20 protein-coding genes are annotated in these 17,870 nt (G+C 30.7%); 1 reads left to right on the top strand and 19 read right to left on the bottom strand.

Features of this window, described 5'->3' with window-relative positions; genetic code table 11:
- Position 1: 1 nt before the first annotated feature.
- On the bottom strand, positions 2-352 hold the full coding sequence (locus Q5O44_RS08755; protein WP_022168035.1) for an Asp23/Gls24 family envelope stress response protein: 351 nt from the start codon (positions 350-352) through the stop codon (positions 2-4).
- A gap of 217 nt (positions 353-569) precedes the next feature.
- Here Q5O44_RS08755 and rpmB point away from each other — a divergent pair, with 217 nt between their 5' ends.
- Positions 570-761 (top strand): 50S ribosomal protein L28, encoded by a 192-nt coding sequence (rpmB, locus tag Q5O44_RS08750; RefSeq protein ID WP_022168034.1) that lies wholly within the window; start codon positions 570-572, stop codon positions 759-761.
- A gap of 247 nt (positions 762-1,008) precedes the next feature.
- On the opposite strand, the gene Q5O44_RS08745 is transcribed toward rpmB, so the two are convergent.
- From Q5O44_RS08745 to Q5O44_RS08660, 18 genes are all read right to left on the bottom strand, one after another.
- Complete coding sequence (locus tag Q5O44_RS08745) at positions 1,009-1,647, bottom strand: thiamine diphosphokinase (RefSeq protein ID WP_022168033.1); 639 nt, start codon at positions 1,645-1,647, stop codon at positions 1,009-1,011.
- The gene (rpe, locus tag Q5O44_RS08740) at positions 1,647-2,294 is read right to left on the bottom strand and encodes a ribulose-phosphate 3-epimerase (RefSeq protein WP_022168032.1); all 648 of its coding nucleotides are present in this window, start codon (positions 2,292-2,294) and stop codon (positions 1,647-1,649) included. The genes Q5O44_RS08745 and rpe overlap by 1 nt, the downstream gene beginning before the upstream one ends.
- A gap of 1 nt (position 2,295) precedes the next feature.
- Positions 2,296-3,159, bottom strand: a complete 864-nt coding sequence (gene rsgA, locus Q5O44_RS08735) for a ribosome small subunit-dependent GTPase A (RefSeq protein ID WP_022168031.1) — start codon at positions 3,157-3,159, stop codon at positions 2,296-2,298.
- A 113-nt stretch (positions 3,160-3,272) separates the two neighbouring features.
- Positions 3,273-5,411, bottom strand: a complete 2,139-nt coding sequence (gene pknB / locus Q5O44_RS08730; RefSeq protein WP_022168030.1) for a Stk1 family PASTA domain-containing Ser/Thr kinase — start codon at positions 5,409-5,411, stop codon at positions 3,273-3,275.
- Between the two features lie 2 nt (positions 5,412-5,413).
- Complete coding sequence (locus Q5O44_RS08725; RefSeq protein WP_022168029.1) at positions 5,414-6,127, bottom strand: Stp1/IreP family PP2C-type Ser/Thr phosphatase; 714 nt, start codon at positions 6,125-6,127, stop codon at positions 5,414-5,416.
- A gap of 17 nt (positions 6,128-6,144) precedes the next feature.
- Positions 6,145-7,176, bottom strand: a complete 1,032-nt coding sequence (gene rlmN / locus Q5O44_RS08720) for a 23S rRNA (adenine(2503)-C(2))-methyltransferase RlmN (protein WP_022168028.1) — start codon at positions 7,174-7,176, stop codon at positions 6,145-6,147.
- An 11-nt stretch (positions 7,177-7,187) separates the two neighbouring features.
- Positions 7,188-8,504 carry a 16S rRNA (cytosine(967)-C(5))-methyltransferase RsmB gene (rsmB, locus tag Q5O44_RS08715; protein WP_022168027.1) on the bottom strand — a complete coding sequence of 439 codons (1,317 nt, stop codon included), beginning with the start codon at positions 8,502-8,504 and terminating at the stop codon, positions 7,188-7,190.
- Between the two features lie 10 nt (positions 8,505-8,514).
- The gene (locus tag Q5O44_RS08710; protein WP_022168026.1) at positions 8,515-9,207 is read right to left on the bottom strand and encodes a zinc metallopeptidase; all 693 of its coding nucleotides are present in this window, start codon (positions 9,205-9,207) and stop codon (positions 8,515-8,517) included.
- A gap of 25 nt (positions 9,208-9,232) precedes the next feature.
- On the bottom strand, positions 9,233-10,159 hold the full coding sequence (gene fmt / locus Q5O44_RS08705; RefSeq protein WP_022168025.1) for a methionyl-tRNA formyltransferase: 927 nt from the start codon (positions 10,157-10,159) through the stop codon (positions 9,233-9,235).
- 17 nt (positions 10,160-10,176) lie between these two features.
- Positions 10,177-10,620 (bottom strand): peptide deformylase, encoded by a 444-nt coding sequence (gene def / locus Q5O44_RS08700; protein WP_022168024.1) that lies wholly within the window; start codon positions 10,618-10,620, stop codon positions 10,177-10,179.
- A gap of 13 nt (positions 10,621-10,633) precedes the next feature.
- Positions 10,634-12,835: a primosomal protein N' gene (gene priA, locus Q5O44_RS08695; protein WP_022168023.1), complete on the bottom strand. Its 2,202-nt coding sequence runs from the start codon at positions 12,833-12,835 to the stop codon at positions 10,634-10,636.
- A 60-nt stretch (positions 12,836-12,895) separates the two neighbouring features.
- Positions 12,896-14,083, bottom strand: a complete 1,188-nt coding sequence (gene coaBC / locus Q5O44_RS08690) for a bifunctional phosphopantothenoylcysteine decarboxylase/phosphopantothenate--cysteine ligase CoaBC (protein WP_022168022.1) — start codon at positions 14,081-14,083, stop codon at positions 12,896-12,898.
- 4 nt (positions 14,084-14,087) lie between these two features.
- On the bottom strand, positions 14,088-14,306 hold the full coding sequence (rpoZ, locus tag Q5O44_RS08685) for a DNA-directed RNA polymerase subunit omega (RefSeq protein WP_022168021.1): 219 nt from the start codon (positions 14,304-14,306) through the stop codon (positions 14,088-14,090).
- On the bottom strand, positions 14,287-14,919 hold the full coding sequence (gmk, locus tag Q5O44_RS08680; protein ID WP_022168020.1) for a guanylate kinase: 633 nt from the start codon (positions 14,917-14,919) through the stop codon (positions 14,287-14,289). The genes rpoZ and gmk overlap by 20 nt, the downstream gene beginning before the upstream one ends.
- Positions 14,919-15,188, bottom strand: a complete 270-nt coding sequence (gene remA, locus Q5O44_RS08675; RefSeq protein ID WP_022168019.1) for an extracellular matrix/biofilm regulator RemA — start codon at positions 15,186-15,188, stop codon at positions 14,919-14,921. Before remA ends, gmk begins: the two co-directional genes overlap by 1 nt.
- Positions 15,189-15,201: 13 nt before the next feature.
- The gene (locus Q5O44_RS08670) at positions 15,202-16,083 is read right to left on the bottom strand and encodes a YicC/YloC family endoribonuclease (RefSeq protein ID WP_022168018.1); all 882 of its coding nucleotides are present in this window, start codon (positions 16,081-16,083) and stop codon (positions 15,202-15,204) included.
- A 90-nt stretch (positions 16,084-16,173) separates the two neighbouring features.
- Positions 16,174-17,307 carry a DUF116 domain-containing protein gene (locus Q5O44_RS08665; RefSeq protein ID WP_022168017.1) on the bottom strand — a complete coding sequence of 378 codons (1,134 nt, stop codon included), beginning with the start codon at positions 17,305-17,307 and terminating at the stop codon, positions 16,174-16,176.
- 81 nt (positions 17,308-17,388) lie between these two features.
- Positions 17,389-17,870: solute carrier family 23 protein (locus Q5O44_RS08660; protein ID WP_302637689.1), on the bottom strand; the 482-nt coding region annotated here is incomplete at its 5' end.

Here is a 17,870-nt window from a genome sequence, read left to right as displayed (position 1 = left end):
CCTAGACTCTAACCGCTTGAACATTTACCGTAACTTGAGAAACCTTTAATCCAGTAAAGCTTTCAACACTATAACGTACTTTTTGAATTATATTATTTGCTATTACCGATATCTTAGTTCCATATTCAACCATTACAAATAATTCAATGTTCAATTTATCATCTTCAGTAAAATTTAATTTTACACCTTTGCTTAAATTTTCAATTCTCATTAGTTCCCATAAGCCTTCAGAAGCATTTTTTGATACCATACCTACAACACCATAGCATTCCATTGTTGATAAACCTACTATCTTAGCAAGTACTTCTTCTGAATAATGTATATTTCCAAGGTTATTTGAATATCCTATCATACAAAACCCTCCTTAATTTCATTTCCATAAAGCTATTGTATATTAGATAATGTATTAATTCAAGTAAATTTGTATGTATTTACGTATATCTTACGTCTTTTATTATCATTTTTTTATTTTTTTTTATTTTTCTCTTGCATTTTATATTAAAATTTGATAAACTTAATTTCGTCCTATTGAAGAGATATAATCTTCAAATATAAGGAGGTGTTTTTAAATGGCAAGAAGATGCGAAGTTTGTAATAAAGGTGTTGTTTCTGGAACACAATTCAGCCATTCTCACCGTCAATCTAAGAGAACTTGGGCTCCAAACATAAAGAGAGTAAAAGCTTTAGTTAACGGAACACCAAAAACAGTTCATGTATGTACAAGATGCCTTAGATCTGGTAAGGTTGAAAGAGCAATATAAGTTCAAATAAAAAATGCAATTGATTAAATCAATTGCATTTTTTATTATATTTTTTTATAAGACATATAAGTTACAACACTCCTCCTATGTATTTTTATTTTTTTCTAAAGAACTTTATTATACATGACAGGAATTTAGGTAATTTAATAGCAATTATCTTCATTAACCTTTCACCTCCTAAAAATAATCACCTTCCCCCATTAACTATTCTATGCTAGATAACGGGATAAGGTGATTATTTTTTATATTAATCTTTTGAAAAAATCACTAAAATTTTTCCTTTAGTAAATTCTACTTCAATGTCATCTTCTAAAAACTCATTTGACACAGTTCTATTATCACCAAGATATAAAGTGTAATTCTCTAAATCATATTTTGCATTTTTTATATTGAAATTTTCTACTTTATCACAATATGCTAAAAATGAAATATATTTATATGAATTATCTTTCTTAATTTTAGAACTTTCTTCTATTAAGTATATCTTATTAGTTTCATTTATAATATATGCTTTTGCTCCTGCATCATTAGCTTTACATAGAAGTCCTAAATTTGCAAAACTATGATCAAATCTACTGCCGGTCATAGCCATCATATATATTTCTACAAACTCCATCTTCAAAGCTATTTCCATAGCAATATCTGAATCAGTACTATCTTTTTCACAGTTATACTTAAATTTTCTTATGCTATCAATTTCTAATCTTTTAATATCTTCCTTATTTATGGAGTCAAAATCTCCTACAATATAATCTGGATAAATATTATTTTTTAATAAATATGAACATCCTCTATCCACACCTATTATTTTATCAACCTCTTTAGCATACTTTACCATTAGTTTTCCTGATGGCTCATCTCCACCACCTACAATTAAAACTTTCACTATATTCCTCTTAAGGCTTTTATATTTTCTTCAATTGCGCCATTTTTAAATACAGCTGATCCAGCAACTATAACATTAGCACCTGCATCTATTACCTTTTGAACATTTGAAGAATCAATACCACCATCAACTTGGATCATCAAATTCTTATTATATTTTATGCTCATTTCCTTAACTTCTTTCACTTTATCAATTGTATATTCAATAAATTTTTGTCCTCCAAAACCTGGATTAACACTCATTATTAACACCATATCAAGCTCGGCAATAATATTTTTAAGTAAATGCACAGGTGTAGCTGGATTAAGTGCAACTGCCGCCTTTTTTCCTTTTGCTTTAATATATGCTATAGTTCTATCTAAATGTTTTTCACTTTCATAATGAATTGTTATTATATCTGCTCCTGCATCTATAAAATCATCTATATACTTAGATGGATTTTCTATCATAAGATGAACATCAAATACTTTATCAGTTTTATTTCTTATGGCCTTAATTACCGGCATTCCAAAAGAAATATTAGGAACAAAATGTCCATCCATTACATCTATATGAATGAAGTCTGCTCCTGCATTACTTAACCTTTCTACATCTCTTCCTAAATCTGCAAAATCTGCTGATAATATTGACGGTGCTATTTTAATCATATTAATACTTCCTCCCATTCATTATTTCTTCTAATGTTCTTATATAAAATTCATATCTCAATTTATTTATGTACCCTTCTTCAACTGCATTCTTCACTGCACAGTTAGGTTCCTTATAATGTAGGCAACCTCTAAATTTACAACTATTATTATATTCCTCAAACTCTGGGAAACAATATTTAAGATCATCCTTTTCAATAAAAGTAACTTCTAAAGTTGAAAACCCTGGAGTATCTACTATATATCCATCCTCAACATCTATAAGCTCACTATGTCTTGTTGTATGTCTTCCTCTACCTATCTTTTCAGAAACTTCTCCTGTTTCCATATGATAACTTTCCTTTAGAGTATTTATTAATGTAGATTTCCCTGCTCCTGAAGGTCCACATAACACGGTAACATTATTTTTTATCTTTTCTCTTAAGGTCTCTACTCCGATACCTTTCTTTGCATTTATATATAACACATCATAACCAATTGCATTTATCTTATTCTTTATTTCCTCTTTTTCTTCATCACTTACTAAATCAACCTTATTCAAACATACAATAGCATGTATATTATTATGCTCACATAAAACTAAAAATCTATTTAGTAAGTCAAAGTTAATATCTGGATTCTTTATGGAAAATACAACAAATGCCTGAGTTACATTAGCTACTGTAGGCCTAATAAGTTCTGAGCTTCTGTCATAGATGTTTTCTATCACACCCTTGCTTCCCTCAAAAGTAATTTCAACATCATCTCCCACCATAGGTTTCATGTCCCTATGTCTGAATTTTCCTCTAGCCTTACATTCTATTAGCCCTTCTTCAGTTTTAATATAATAAAATCCGCCTATTCCTTTAATAATTTTTCCTTTCATGGTACCTCCATCTTTTTTACTCTCATATCTATAATAAACAGTTTCTATAAAAAAATGCAATTATTTTTTTACTATTATAAAAAAAGACTGCACACATGTGCAATCTTTTTTATCTAGTTAAGATGCCAATTAAATATATCTGTAAAGCCCCCAGTCATGGTATCACTAGATATATCATTACCTGTAACTTCAGTATCTTCTTTAGAAGTTGTGTCATCATTATTTGTTCCAGTTGTTGTATCACCAGAAGTAGTTCCAGTTGTACCACCTGTTATATCTTTCTTTGCCTTTAACTTTACAGGTTCATTTTTCTTAACTTCTTGAGTATATCCTGTTATTGAATAATTAGCATAATCATCACCAGAAACAGCACCACTTATTTCATATGAAAGCCCTGCACCTTCTAAAGCAGCTATAGCTTCAGATAAAGGCTGACCTATATATACATAATCAGAAACTTTATAAGATGTTTCAACATATTTACCTACAGTAAGTGTAACCATTGTTCCAACTTTAACATCAATTCCATAAATTGATTGATTAAGCACTATTCCATCTTCTGATTCATTACTTGTATTTTCAGTGGTAATATTCACCTCAATGCCTTGGTTTTCTAAAACTGCAACTGCATCACTCTCATTATATCCCATAACATTTTCAACAGTTACCCATTTTACTTCTGTTCCTAAGCTAATTACTAAAGAAATTTTAGTCCCTTTTTCAACTTCTTCATTCTTATTTATTGATTGGCTAATAACATATCCGTATTCAACTGTATCACTATAATCATATGAAAGAGAGGCTATAAGTCCTCTATCTTCTAATGCACTTACAGCTGCATCACTGCTTAAATCCCTTACATCTGGCATTTTAACTTTTTCTTTACCACTAGAAACAATAACTTTTACTATGGTATTAGTTTTTACTGTTGTTCCTTCAGCTGGATTAGAAGATATTATACATCCTTCTTTATAATTTTCATCATATTTAGTTGAATCCACTTCCATAGTTAAACCTAACTTCTTTAATACACTCTTTGCTTCATCTTGTGATAATCCAACAATCTTAGGTATAGAAACTTCTTTAGCTCCACTGGTAAAATACATACCAAGCGGTATCATAATAGCTAGAATAGCTATTGTTATAATTCCTATAATTATTCCTTTTCTTGACTTTCTTGGTTTCTTTACATTTGTTTCTTTTGTTCTCTTCACAGGAGTATTTTCTAATTCATCTTCGTCATCATCTTCATACTCATCGTCATCATATTCATCATACTCATCATAATCATCGTCAATAACTGAACTATTAACAACCTTAGCCTGAACTTTATCAACTTTTGCAGTATTCATTTGCTTTTCAGTTATAGGAGTCATAATTATTGTTTTGCTATCATATGCACTTACTTTACTATTGATTATTGCATTAGGATCATCTTTAATTTTTTGTAAATCCATCATTAATTCTTTCACATTGGCATATCTATCAGTAGCTTCTTTTGCCATACATTTTAAAACCAATGCATTCAAACTATCTGGTATTGCTAAATTAATATCTTTTGGTGGTACCGCATCTTCTTGTATATGTTTTAATGCAATGGTCACAGGTGATTCTCCATCAAAAGGAAGTCTTCCAGTTAACATTTCATATAAAACTATACCTAAAGAATAAATATCTGATCTTCCATCTATAAATGTACCTTTTGCCTGTTCTGGAGATAAATAATGGGCAGATCCCATAATTGTAGTTGTATTAGTTATTGTTGATGCTGTAGAACTTTTGGCAATACCAAAATCAGTAACCTTGACATCACCATTTTCTGTTACTAAAATATTTTGTGGCTTAATATCTCTGTGAATAATATTATTTCTATGAGCACAATCTAATGCTTTTGCTATTTGGATAGCAATTTCTATTGCTGTAGTATAATTTAACTTTCCATTAAAAACAATAAAATCCTTTAATGTTTTTCCGCTTACATATTCCATAACAAAATAATCTATGTTACCTTCATCTTCATGGCCTACATCTAAAACATTAACAATATTGGTATCAGATAGATTAGCTATTGCTGTTGCTTCTCTTTTAAACTTTTCTGCAATGTCTTTATTATCTGAAAATTCCTTCTTCAATATTTTAACTGCCACTAATCTATTTAACTTTTTATCTTTGGCTTTATATACAATAGCCATTCCGCCTTCGCCTATTACTTCAATAAGCTCATATCTATCACCTAATATTTCTCCAATCATCTTTACACCTCTCCTCCAAATAGCAAAACAGTAATATTATCTTTTCCCCCTCTAGATTTGGCTAAATCAACTAATTTTTCACATGCTTCATTAAAGTCTTTGCATTTATTAACTATTTCAATCATTTCTTCTTTTCGTACCTCATTTGATAGTCCATCAGAACATAATAAAAACATGCTACTTTCACTCTTATCAATATTAAATATATCTATTTTAACTGATGAATTAGTTCCTAAAGCTCGAGTGATAATATTCTTTTTAGGATGTACTCTTCCTTCTTCTTCTGTTATAGCTCCAGCATCTATGAGCTCTTGTACCCAGGAGTGATCTTTCGTCACCTTTTTTATTTCATTATCTTTAATAGAAAAACAACAGCTATCTCCTACATTTACCACCTGAATCATATCTCCTTTAATAAAACAACCTGTGATAGTAGTCCCCATACCTTTACACTTATCATTTTTTTGAGATATTTCATATATTTCATTATTAGCGTATTTAACTGCATTCAAAAGAAGATTTTCATCTTCTTCTGAATGTTCCAGTAAATATCGTATTATGCTTTTTACAGCTAACTTGCTGGCAATTTCTCCGGCATTATGTCCACCCATGCCATCAGCAACTAAATAAATTTTAAATCGCTCATCTTCAATAAATGATGCATAATCTTCATTTAGTTCCCTTACATTGCCAGCATCGCTCTTAATTCCAACCATATGCCCCTCCAAATATACTATTTATTTTCTTCTAAATAACTTCGTCTTAGCTGGCCGCAAGCTGCATTTATGTCTGTTCCCATTTCTCTTCTAACGGTTACTTCTATTCCATTATCTTTTAAAATTTCTTCAAATTCTAATATATTTTTCTTTGATGGTCTCTTTAATGTATTTTCCTTTATTTCATTTACTGGAATAAGGTTAACATGACACAGCATTCCCTTTAAAAGTTTAGAAAGGGATTTTGCATCTTCTTTACCATCATTCACTCCTGCCACTAGTGAATATTCAAAGGTTATTCTTCTGCCAGTCTTGTTTATATAGTACTCACAAGCTTCAAGGATTTCACTAATAGAATATTTTTTTGCAATAGGCATAATTTCTTTTCTCTTCTCGTCGCTAAAGGCATGAAGCGATATAGCTAAAGTAACACTTAGTTCTAAATCTGCTAATTCATATATCTTAGGTACTATTCCACATGTTGATAGCGTTATATGTCTTTGGCCTATATTAAGTCCATATTCAGCATTAACAAGTTCTAAAAACTTAACAACATTATCATAGTTATCTAAAGGTTCACCACTTCCCATAAGCACAATATTAGAAATTCTTTCTCCTAAATAATTCTGAGCTACTATTATCTCTGATAAAATTTCACCTGCAGTTAAATTTCTTATTCTGCCTCCTAAAGTAGAAGCACAGAACTTACATCCCATTCTGCATCCTACTTGCGTTGAAATACAAATTGAATTTCCATGCTTATATTTCATAAGAACACATTCAATTAAATTTCCATCTTTAAGGGCTAATAATATTTTTTTTGTTCCATCCACTGCTGATTCATATACATGCTCAATTTTTGGCATATCTATAATAAATGAATTTTCTAGCTTTTCCTTTAGGGATTTGGGAATATTATTCATGTCATTAAAATTATATACTTTTTTATATATCCATGAAAACACTTGTTTAGCTCTAAATGCTGATTCATTATTTTCTTTCATCCAGTTTTGTAATTCATCTAATGTATAATCTAATAAATTTAACATATTTCCACCTGCTATTTCTTAACTATCTTAGCAATATAGAATCCATCCATATATTCATTTGGAAGTATTGTTAATGATCCATCTGCATTATATACAAAGTTATCCATATTTCCTAAGAATATTTTTTCAACTTTTGCATCTTTATGCTTATTTAAGAACCATTCAACATTGTCTTCATTTTCTTCTTTATTTAATGTACATGTAGAATAAATCATAGTTCCGCCATTCTTTAAATATTGCCATGAATTTTCCATAATTTCTCTTTGAGTAGGAATTAATTCTTTTAATGACTTTCTTGTCTTATTCCATTTGATTTCTGGTTTCTTTCTTATAATTCCAATTCCTGAACATGGAACGTCAATAAGAACCTTATCAGCTGATGATACATATAAAGAATCCATCTTTGTTGCATCCATTTCCTTAACTTCTATATTGTTTAATCCTAATCTCTCAGCATTTTCTTTAATTAAAGATAATTTATTTTCATGTAAATCAAATCCGTAAACTTTACCTTTTCCTTCTAATAATTCAGCAATATGTGTAGTCTTTCCACCTGGTGCAGCACATAAATCTAAAACAGTATCATTTTCTTCTAAATCTAGAAGTGGTGCTACAAGCATTGCACTTTCATCTTGAACTGTTATTGCTCCCTCTATAAATAATGGGTTACTTTCAATTGATCTTCCACCTCTAATGATTATTGCTTCTGGACAAGCATATCCTTCTTCAACATCATATCCCATTTCTTCAAGTCTATCATAAACTTCATCAAAATCAGCCTTTGTGTTATTTACTCTTACAGTAACTTTAGGCGTTTGATTTAATCCACTTAATATTCTCTTTCCATCTTTTTCACCATATTGCTTATAAATCATTCTTATAAACCATGGCTCATATGAATATTGATATGCTAATCTATCAACTACTCCATTACTTACTTCTATATCGTCTGGGTTTTTTGTATAGCTTCTTAATATTCCATTTACTAACTTTCCATTTTGTTCTGAAATGGCTTTAGCTAATTCAACTGCTTCATTACATGCTGCAAATTCTGGAACTTTATCTAAAAAGTGCATTTGATAAATAGCAATTCGTAATATATTAAGAACCTTCTTATCCATAAGCTTAATATCTTTTACGAAGTTAGATATTATTGTATCTAATGTATTTTTTCTTCTTATTGTTCCATAAACTAATTCTGTAACTAGCGCTCTATCTTTATCATCTAAATTTGATTCATTTAATTCTTTTGAAAGAACTAAATTTGAATAAGCACCCTCGTCTAAAACTCTACTTACTATATTTAATGCAATTTCTCTACTGTTCATAAACTACCTCTTAATCGTTATTTCTATTATTTATTAGTATAAGCCTTAATAATTGACTTATTGACATTAATGCTGCTGCCACATACGTCATTGCTGCAGCACTTAAAACTTTTTTAGCTCCTGATACTTCATTTCCTAAAAGTATTGATCTACTTTCTAATATATCTAAAGCACGTTTGGAAGCATTAAATTCAACTGGAAGTGTTATAAGTTGATAAAACACTGTAGCTGAAAAGAATATGATTCCTAAAGTTGTTAGTCCAGGTATTGATAAAAATATCCCTAATATAAATAATATCATAGATGCCTGACTTGCAACATTAACTCCTGTGGCTATACTGGTTCTTAATACTAACGGCTTATATGCCTTTTGATGTTGTATTGCATGCCCTACTTCATGAGCAGCTACACCAGCTGCTGCAATAGAATTTCCATAAAAAATATCCCTTGATAATTTAATGACTCTCTTGCTTGGATCATAATGATCTGAAAGTTCTCCTCCTGTAAGTAATACTGGAACGTTATAAAGACCAGCACCATCTAGGATCATCCTAGCTACTTGCTCTCCTGTATAGCCAGCTGCCATAGGTTGCTGTCTATATTTTCTATACGTACTACTTACTTTGCTTTGAGCCCAAAAAGCAATAATTACTGCTGGAATCAAAATTAACATTGTTTTATCATAATAAAAAGGATAGAACATTCAAAACTCTCCTTTCCTGATAAACCTATATAAGTTTTATCCCTTCTTCTATAGAATTACCATTTATATATTGTTCTATTGTTAAAGGCTTTCCATTAGGAAATTGTACCTTTTTAACTAATAGTATACCACTACCACATGAAACTTTCATTCCTGTTTTATCTACAGATAAAATTGTACCTGCTTCTTTATTTGAATTTTCATTTAGATAAGAACTTTCGTAAATCTTCATAGTCTGTCCTTGATAACTTGTGTGAGCTATCGGCCATGGATTTAACCCTCTAATTAAGTTATGTACTTCTCTTGAAGAACAATTCCAATCTATTTTTGCTATTTCTTTATTTAACATCTTAGCATAACATGTTTCACCTTCTTGCTTAATAGGTGTAATAGTACCTGCTTTCAATCCATTGATTGTATCTACTAAAAGATTAGCTCCTCTATCCATAAGGATATCATGTAGTTCACCAGCAGTCATGTCTTCTGTTATATCAACTTCATCTTTTAAAAGCATATCTCCAGTATCTAAGCCTACATCCATAAGCATAGTTGTATTACCGCTCTTTTTCTCACCATTTACAATAACCCAGTTCAAAGGTGCTGCTCCTCTATACATAGGCAGAAGAGAAGCATGAAGATTTATGCATCCATACACTGGGATATCTAGTACTTCCTTCGTAAGTATCTGTCCATATGCTACAACTATTATAAAGTCAGGCTTAAGATCTTTTAAATACTCTATTGCCTCTCTATCTTCCTTTAACTTTAATGGTTGAAAAACTTTAATATCATGTTCTACAGCCACTTCCTTTACTGGTGAAAAGGCCATTTTCTTTCCTCTTCCTTTTGGTTTATCTGGCTGAGTAAATACTGCTTCTACTCCATATTCTTCAATTAATCTTTTTAAAGAAGGAACTGCGAAATCTGGAGTACCCATAAATACTATCTTCATCTCTCTCTATTCCTTTCTTATTTAACGTAATCTATATATAATATACCATCTAAATGGTCATTTTCATGTAATATTGCTCTTGCAAGAAGTTCTTCTCCTTCAAGGATGAATTCTTCGCCCTTTTCATTTAAAGCTTTAACTTTTACATAGTTAGGTCTTTCCACTTCATGTGATTCACCTGGTACACTTAAGCATCCTTCATCTCCACATTGGCTTCCTGCCACCTCTAATATTTCAGGATTTATAAATACCATAAGACCATTTTCATCACCTATATCCACAAGGAACATTCTTTTTAAGATTCCAACTTGAGGAGCTGCTATACCAACACCATCAGCCTTATACATAGTATCTGCCATATCTTGAAGAATAATCATTTCTCTTTTACCTATTGATTCAACTGGCTTACATTTCTTTCTTAATACTTCGTCACCTTTTACTCTTATATTTCTAATTGCCATTATTTTATTCCTCCTAACTTAAACTATTCGGATTGATATCCATACTTACTCTTATATCATTATATACGTTATTTGCTTTATCATAAAGTATATCCTTAATACTTTTTGAAAACTTTGATGAAAATTCACCTTTTACTATGATTTGCCACCTATAATTTTCCTTAATTCTATATATTATACAAGGTGTTGGTCCTAAAACTTCTAAACCACCAAACTCCTCAGCTTTTTCTTTTACCTTTTTCCCTAGATAAATCATCTGCTTTTTTAGTTCATCTTCTTTCTTACCAGTGCCATTAATTAATAATATCCTTCCAAAAGGAGGATATCCCATCATAGCCCTTATGGTAAATTCCTTTTCATAAAAATCTTCATAATCATATTTCTTTGCATATTGAAGACTATAATGTTCAGGGGTATATGTCTGAACTATCACTTCCCCTTCTTTATCTCCTCTTCCGGCACGTCCTGCCACTTGCGTAATTATCTGAAAGCTTCTCTCTGCTGCTCTATAATCTGGAACATTTAAAGACATATCAGCCGCAAGTATTCCTACTAATGTAACATTAGGAAAATCTAAACCTTTTGATACCATTTGTGTACCAATTAAAATGTCAGCTTCTCTAGATTTAAAAGCATTATAAATTTTTTCATGAGAATCTTTTGCTCTTGTGGTATCAACGTCCATTCTTAATATTTTTGCATTCTTAAAGTGTCTTCGTACTTCTTCCTCTACCCTTTCTGTACCAGCACCAAAGAACTTTACATATTTACTTCCACACTTAGGACATAGATTAGGCTGCTTCTTTGTTTTGCCACAATAATGGCATACAAGAAATCCATTTTTGTGATAAGTCATTGATATATCACAATTTTCACAATGGAAAACATATCCACAGCTTCGACATGACACAAAGGTAGAAAAACCTCTTCTGTTTAGAAATAAGATAATTTGTTCGCCTTTTTCTAGCTTTTCTTTCATACTTGCATACAATCTTCTACTAAAAAGAGACTTATTACCACTTCTAAGTTCTTCTCTCATATCCACCAGCATCATTTCCGGCATAGGTTTATTGTCTACTCTATGGTTTAGCTCCACCAACTTCATTTCCCCACTAATGGCTCTGTAATAACTCTCAATAGTTGGTGTAGCAGAACCTAAAATCACTTTACACCCTTTCAATTTTGCTATATATTCAGCAACTTCTTTTGTTTGATATTTAGGATTTTGATCAGACTTATAAGTATTTTCATGTTCTTCATCTATAATAATTAGTCCTAAATTCTTTGCAGGAAGGAATATAGCACTTCTTGCCCCTATAATCAATGATGCTTTTCCTTCTTTTACCCTATACCACTCATCGAATCTTTCTCCATCAGATAACTTACTATGGAACAAAGCCACATTACTACCAAATCTTCCTTTAAATCTCTCAATCATCTGAGGTGTAAGAGCAATTTCCGGCACTAAGACTATAGCTGATTTTCCTTCCTTAAGTGTTTTTTCAACAATCCTCATATATACTTCAGTCTTACCTGATCCTGTTACTCCTTTTAGCAATATCAAATTTTCTTCACTTTCTTCAATTTCCTTTATTGCCATAGACTGTTCTGCTGTTAGATTTTTCTGCACATCTTTATTATATTCCCTAGTGTTATATCTAAATACAATTTCCTCTTCACTTTTTATAAGTCCATGCTCCATGAGCTTGTTAAGCTTGTAAATAGAAAGCCCATGCTCCTTACTAAGCTCTGTTTTAGTATATTTGCCTGTATTTTTTTTTATAAAATCAATTGTTTCTATATAACCATCTTTGTTTTTTATCTTTTCAAGATTATCATCTATAAAGACAATGACATTTCTACTTTTGCTTTTAGCTCCTTTTAATATTCCAACAGGAATCAGTAGTCTGATGGCATCAATATATTTACAAAGATATTCTTCTCTTAAGAAATTAATCAGCTTAAGATCATCTTCTGTTATAACAGGTTCTTCATTTTCAACAGAAAGTATGTTCTTCATCTTAAAAGAAACCTTCATTTCTTCTTCAGCTTTCAAATCTAAAATAAATCCTTCTACAGGCTTACTTCTAACACCAAAAGGAACTTTTACGATTTGCCCTACTTTAACTTTTTCTTCCATATCTAAAGGTACTTTATATGTAAATGGTCTATCAATTTCAATTGCTTCACTATTTAATATTATTTCTGCATACAAATTTAAAATACCACCTTTATATTGGTTTAAATACTTTCTATTATATAAAGAAAAGCGCAATTAGCGCTTTCCTAAAATCATATCAAATATGTTGCAAGCCACCTCAGATTTACTCATTTTATCTAGTGATACGGTTGTTCCATCCTTTGATAAAATTGTAACTCTATTATCTTCACTACCAAATCCAGCATCATTTGCAGTAATATCATTTGCTACAATATAATCTAAATTTTTCTTATGAATCTTTGTTCTTGCATTTTCTATAATATTATTGCTTTCAGCTGCAAATCCAACTAAAATCTGTTTAATTTTTCTTTCACCTAACTCTCTAAGGATATCACTATCTCTTGTAAGCACTAGGTTCCAGTCTCCTTCAGATTTTTTAATCTTTTGCTCACTATATTCTAGCGGCTTATAATCTGCAACGGCAGCTGATTTAATTACAATATCTGAATCATTATATTCAGATAGCATAGCTAACTTCATTTCTTCATTAGTATTTACTTTAATGGTCTTTATACCTTTAATTTGTGGTAAATTTGTTGGCCCAGATACTAATACCACATCAGCACCTCTATCTCTTGCTTCTTTTGCAATTGAATATCCCATTTTTCCTGTTGATCTATTTGTTATAAATCTTACAGGATCTATAGGAGCTATTGTTGGTCCTGCACTTATTAGCACCTTTTTGCCAATTAAATCTTGTTCTTTATTTTCAAGTTCAACTAAAACCCTCTCTACTATATCAGAAACATCAGCAAGCTTTCCTACGCCAATATCTCCACAAGCTAACCTTCCACTACCTGGCTCAATAAAGCCATAGCCGTAGCCTTTTAGCTTTTCAATATTATCCTGTACAATTCTATTTTCGTACATATTAGTATTCATAGCTGGCGCAAATATAACTTTTGATTTACAAGCCATTATAGTAGTTGAAAGCATATCATCTGCTATGCCATTTGCAACTTTTCCTATAATATTGGCTGTAGCTGGTGCAATGAGCATTAAGTCTGCCCTTTGAGCCAATGAAATATGCTGTATTTCATGGACCTTTATTTCTTGAAATGTGTCTACTGCTACAGCATTATTGCTTAAAGATTGGAAAGTTATAGGGTTCACAAACTTCGTTGCCGATTCTGTCATTATAACCCTTACATCTATATCCTTCTTTTTTAAAGCACTGATTATATCTAATGCTTTATAAACAGCTATACCACCTGTTACACCAATTACTACACACTTTTTCATAAATCTACTCTGTTACCTCGTTATTTTTATGATAGCTTACTGTTCCCTCTTCAACTTCATGTATAGCAAGTGTTAAAGGTTTTTTTGATTTACTTGAAGTTAATGGCTTACTGCCATCTATTATTTGTCTAGCTCTTCTAGATGTTACTATTACTAAAGAGTATCTATCTTCTACCTTTTCTAAAAGTTCTGTTATTGATGGATTAATCATAGAGTTGTTCATGAATCAAGCCCTCCTTGGAATCTAATATTGTTTCTTTTATTCTATCTACTCTACATTTTTCTGCTGCTATAATACCTTCTATTTTCTTCGCAGCAAGATGCACTTCATCATTTACTACTGCATAATTGTATTTAGATACATAATTTAATTCTTGATATGCAGATTTAAATCTTGTCATTAATGACTCAGGAGTTTCACTTCCCCTTTTAATAATTCTTTGTTTTAATTCTTCCATTGATGGAGGAAGAATAAAGATGAACACACCTTCTTCAAAGTTTTCCTTTACTTTAAGAGCACCTTGAATATCTATTTCTAAAATTACATCAATACCCTTTGATAGCATTTCTTCCACCTTAGATTTAGGTGTTCCATAATAATTTCCATATACTTCTGCATATTCTAGGAAATCATTTTGTTCTATTCTTTCTATAAATTGTTCTTTTGTAGTGAAATGATAGTTTACTCCATCAATTTCACCAACTCTTGGCTGTCTAGTTGTTGCTGATACAGAAACATATAATTCTTTATGCTTCTCAACTAGAGCTTTACATATAGTACCTTTACCTGCACCAGATGGTCCAGATATAACGAGTAATAATCCTCTCTTATTCATTATTCATCAACCTCATCTATCGCTTCTTCTTTAGTAGATAATCTGTGTGCTATTGTTTCTGGCTGAACAGCTGATAATATTACATGATCGCTATCAGTAATTATTACAGCTCTTGTTCTTCTACCAAAACTTGCATCAATTAGCATTCCTCTATCTCTAGCTTCTTGAATAATTCTCTTTATGGGTGCTGATTCTGGGCTAACTATTGCAACTAATCTATTTGCAGAAACAATGTTTCCAAAACCTATATTAATTAACTTTATCCCCATGATTCTCCTCCTATTATTCTATATTTTGCACTTGTTCTCTAATTTTTTCTAAAATATTTTTTATATCAATGACTATATTAGTCATTTCCATATCACATGATTTTGATCCTATAGTATTTGTTTCCCTATTCATTTCTTGGACAATGAAGTCTAATTTTCTACCAACAGGCTCTCTTAATTCTAAAGTTTGTCTTACCTGCTCAATATGACTGTTTAATCTGATAATTTCTTCATCTATTGTAGATTTATCAGCAAAAAGGCATATTTCTGTAGCAATTCTACTTTCATCAATTTCTACTGAACCTGAAAGTTCTTTCAATCTTTCTTCCAGTTTTACCTTATAATTTTTAGGGACATTGTCTGCTAAAACATTTAAATCAGATACTAGTTTTTCTATCTTACTGATCTTTAGGAGGATATCTTCTTTAAGTTTTTCTCCTTCAACTTCCCTCATCTTTATCATCATTTCCAATGCTTCTGATATTAAAGGAGTAAGTTCTTCAGCTATTTCATCTATTTTATCTTCTTCCTCTACCATAGTAATAACTTCAGGAAACCTTGCTATTTGAGTTACTGTAACATCATTTTTCACACAAAGGTTATCTTCAATTTGTTTTAAGCAATTTAAATACTCCTGTGCTAATTTTAAGTTTAATTTAGGAACTCCCTGACCATCAGAATATGATTTTAGATTAATAAACACATCTACCTTTCCTCTTGAAAGTGATTCATTTATTCTTTTTCTTACTTCCTCTTCTAAAGAAATAATACTTTTTGGCATTCTGATATTAATATCTAAATATCTACTGTTCACACTTTTCATTTCTACAGTAAAAAATCTTTTTTTACCTTCTTCACTACTGCTTCTTCCAAAGCTAGTCATACTTTTTACCATAACTTTGCTCACTAACCTTTCTTCCTGATAGTAAATAGTTTATATTCATACTTTTTTTATGTCAATATATTGTTAACAAATTGTTCATATTTATTTTGAATCCTTTATAAATTTATCTCTAAATACAGAATAATTTATTTCTGTAGGAACATCCTTTTCACACCAATGATGTGCACAGCCACAATATTCTAAAACCACACATTGTGGTGTAAACCCCATTCTTATTGCTTTCCATCCACCAGATAATAAATTTAAAATACAAGCAATACCTACAACACCTATTTCCTTCTTTCCTCTAATATCAAAAAGAGAGGTCTGATGTGGAATTATCATGGTATCAAAACCTTTACGCTCTCCAATCAATGTAATAGTCCTCACAGAACATCCCTTATTACATTTCATACACTTAAATCCTTCATTAGTCTTTATAGATTTGCAAGTCTCTTTATTTTTTCTCATACATGCAGGTAGATAAACTCTTTTTTCCTTACAGGAGATAAATCTATCTTTATATACATCATTCATAATTTCCGCACCAATTATATTTAAATAATACTGATTTTTACTTCTTCCACAAAAAATTATGTCTTCCTTTCCTTCATGAGCTTCTTTATAGCTGTTTAGGTAATTATCTACATTGCTTAAATAATCGCTAAATTTATTTTCACATACACTGCACACCCATTTTGCTATCTCTTCACTATATATTAAAAACTCTTCAACAAATTCATTATCCTCTGACTCTAGAAATAAATACCATCCTTTTATTCTCTTAAGCTCTTCTTGAAAATCTCCCACAGCTTCCATCCATCTAATTACTAAATAGAAATCATAAAGAGTATAATTATTTATTCCTTTTTTCTTTTTCGTAAGGGTTCTATTAATAAATCTCCCCCTTAACTTATCAATAAACGTCTTAAACTTTTCACTGGAATTCCTAAGTTCATTAAGACTTACATATAAATGAACAGACTTATTCATAAATGCACGTCCATTATCCATATATTCAAGCATAAGAACTCCTATAAGCAAAATTTCTATAGAATACTCCTCACTACTTCTAAGGCTTTCAATTTTATTATCTTCTATATACTTCATATAGTCTGATAAAAAATCTTCACCTGTAATCATTATATTTCTTACTATTTTTTTTGAAATCTCCCTTGCGGTTTCATAGTATTTTTTTGAATTCTTTTCTTTTCCCTTTAGATCATACGTAACCAAGATAAACACCCCCTTTTTATCTTACCATATTATGTAAAAATAAATTCAGTAAAATTACCTGAATTTTACTGAATTTTATTTTTAAAGGAATATTATTTTTAATATAAATATAATTGCTAAGACCACCATGATCCAAGATATATTTTTCTTATCTCTTTCATCCTTTGCTAAGAAAATATTATATATGACATTTATAAGCACATATGATAATATTCCAATGGTTAATCCATCACCAATACTGTAGGTAAGAGGCATTGATGCTATAGTTAAGAAAGCTGGAACACCTTCAGTTATATTATTAAACTCAATATCCTTTACAGTACTTAACATCAAATATCCTACATAAATTAACGCTGGAGCAGTGGCACAACTAGGAATAGCTACAAAAATAGGTGAGAAAAACATAGCCACCAAAAATAATGCTCCTGTAGTAATGGCTGTGTAACCAGTCCTACCTCCTGCTGATACACCTGTTGCACTTTCTACGTAAGTTGTCACTGTTGAAACTCCTAGTGCTGCTCCTGCTGAAGTGGCAATAGCATCAGACATAAGTGCTTTCCCTA

Origin of the sequence: Clostridium sp. CAG:221 (genome assembly GCA_000435835.1) — a bacterium.
Lineage (GTDB): Bacteria > Bacillota > Clostridia > Clostridiales > Clostridiaceae > Clostridium.
This window is presented reverse-complemented; position numbering and strand designations above follow the sequence as displayed.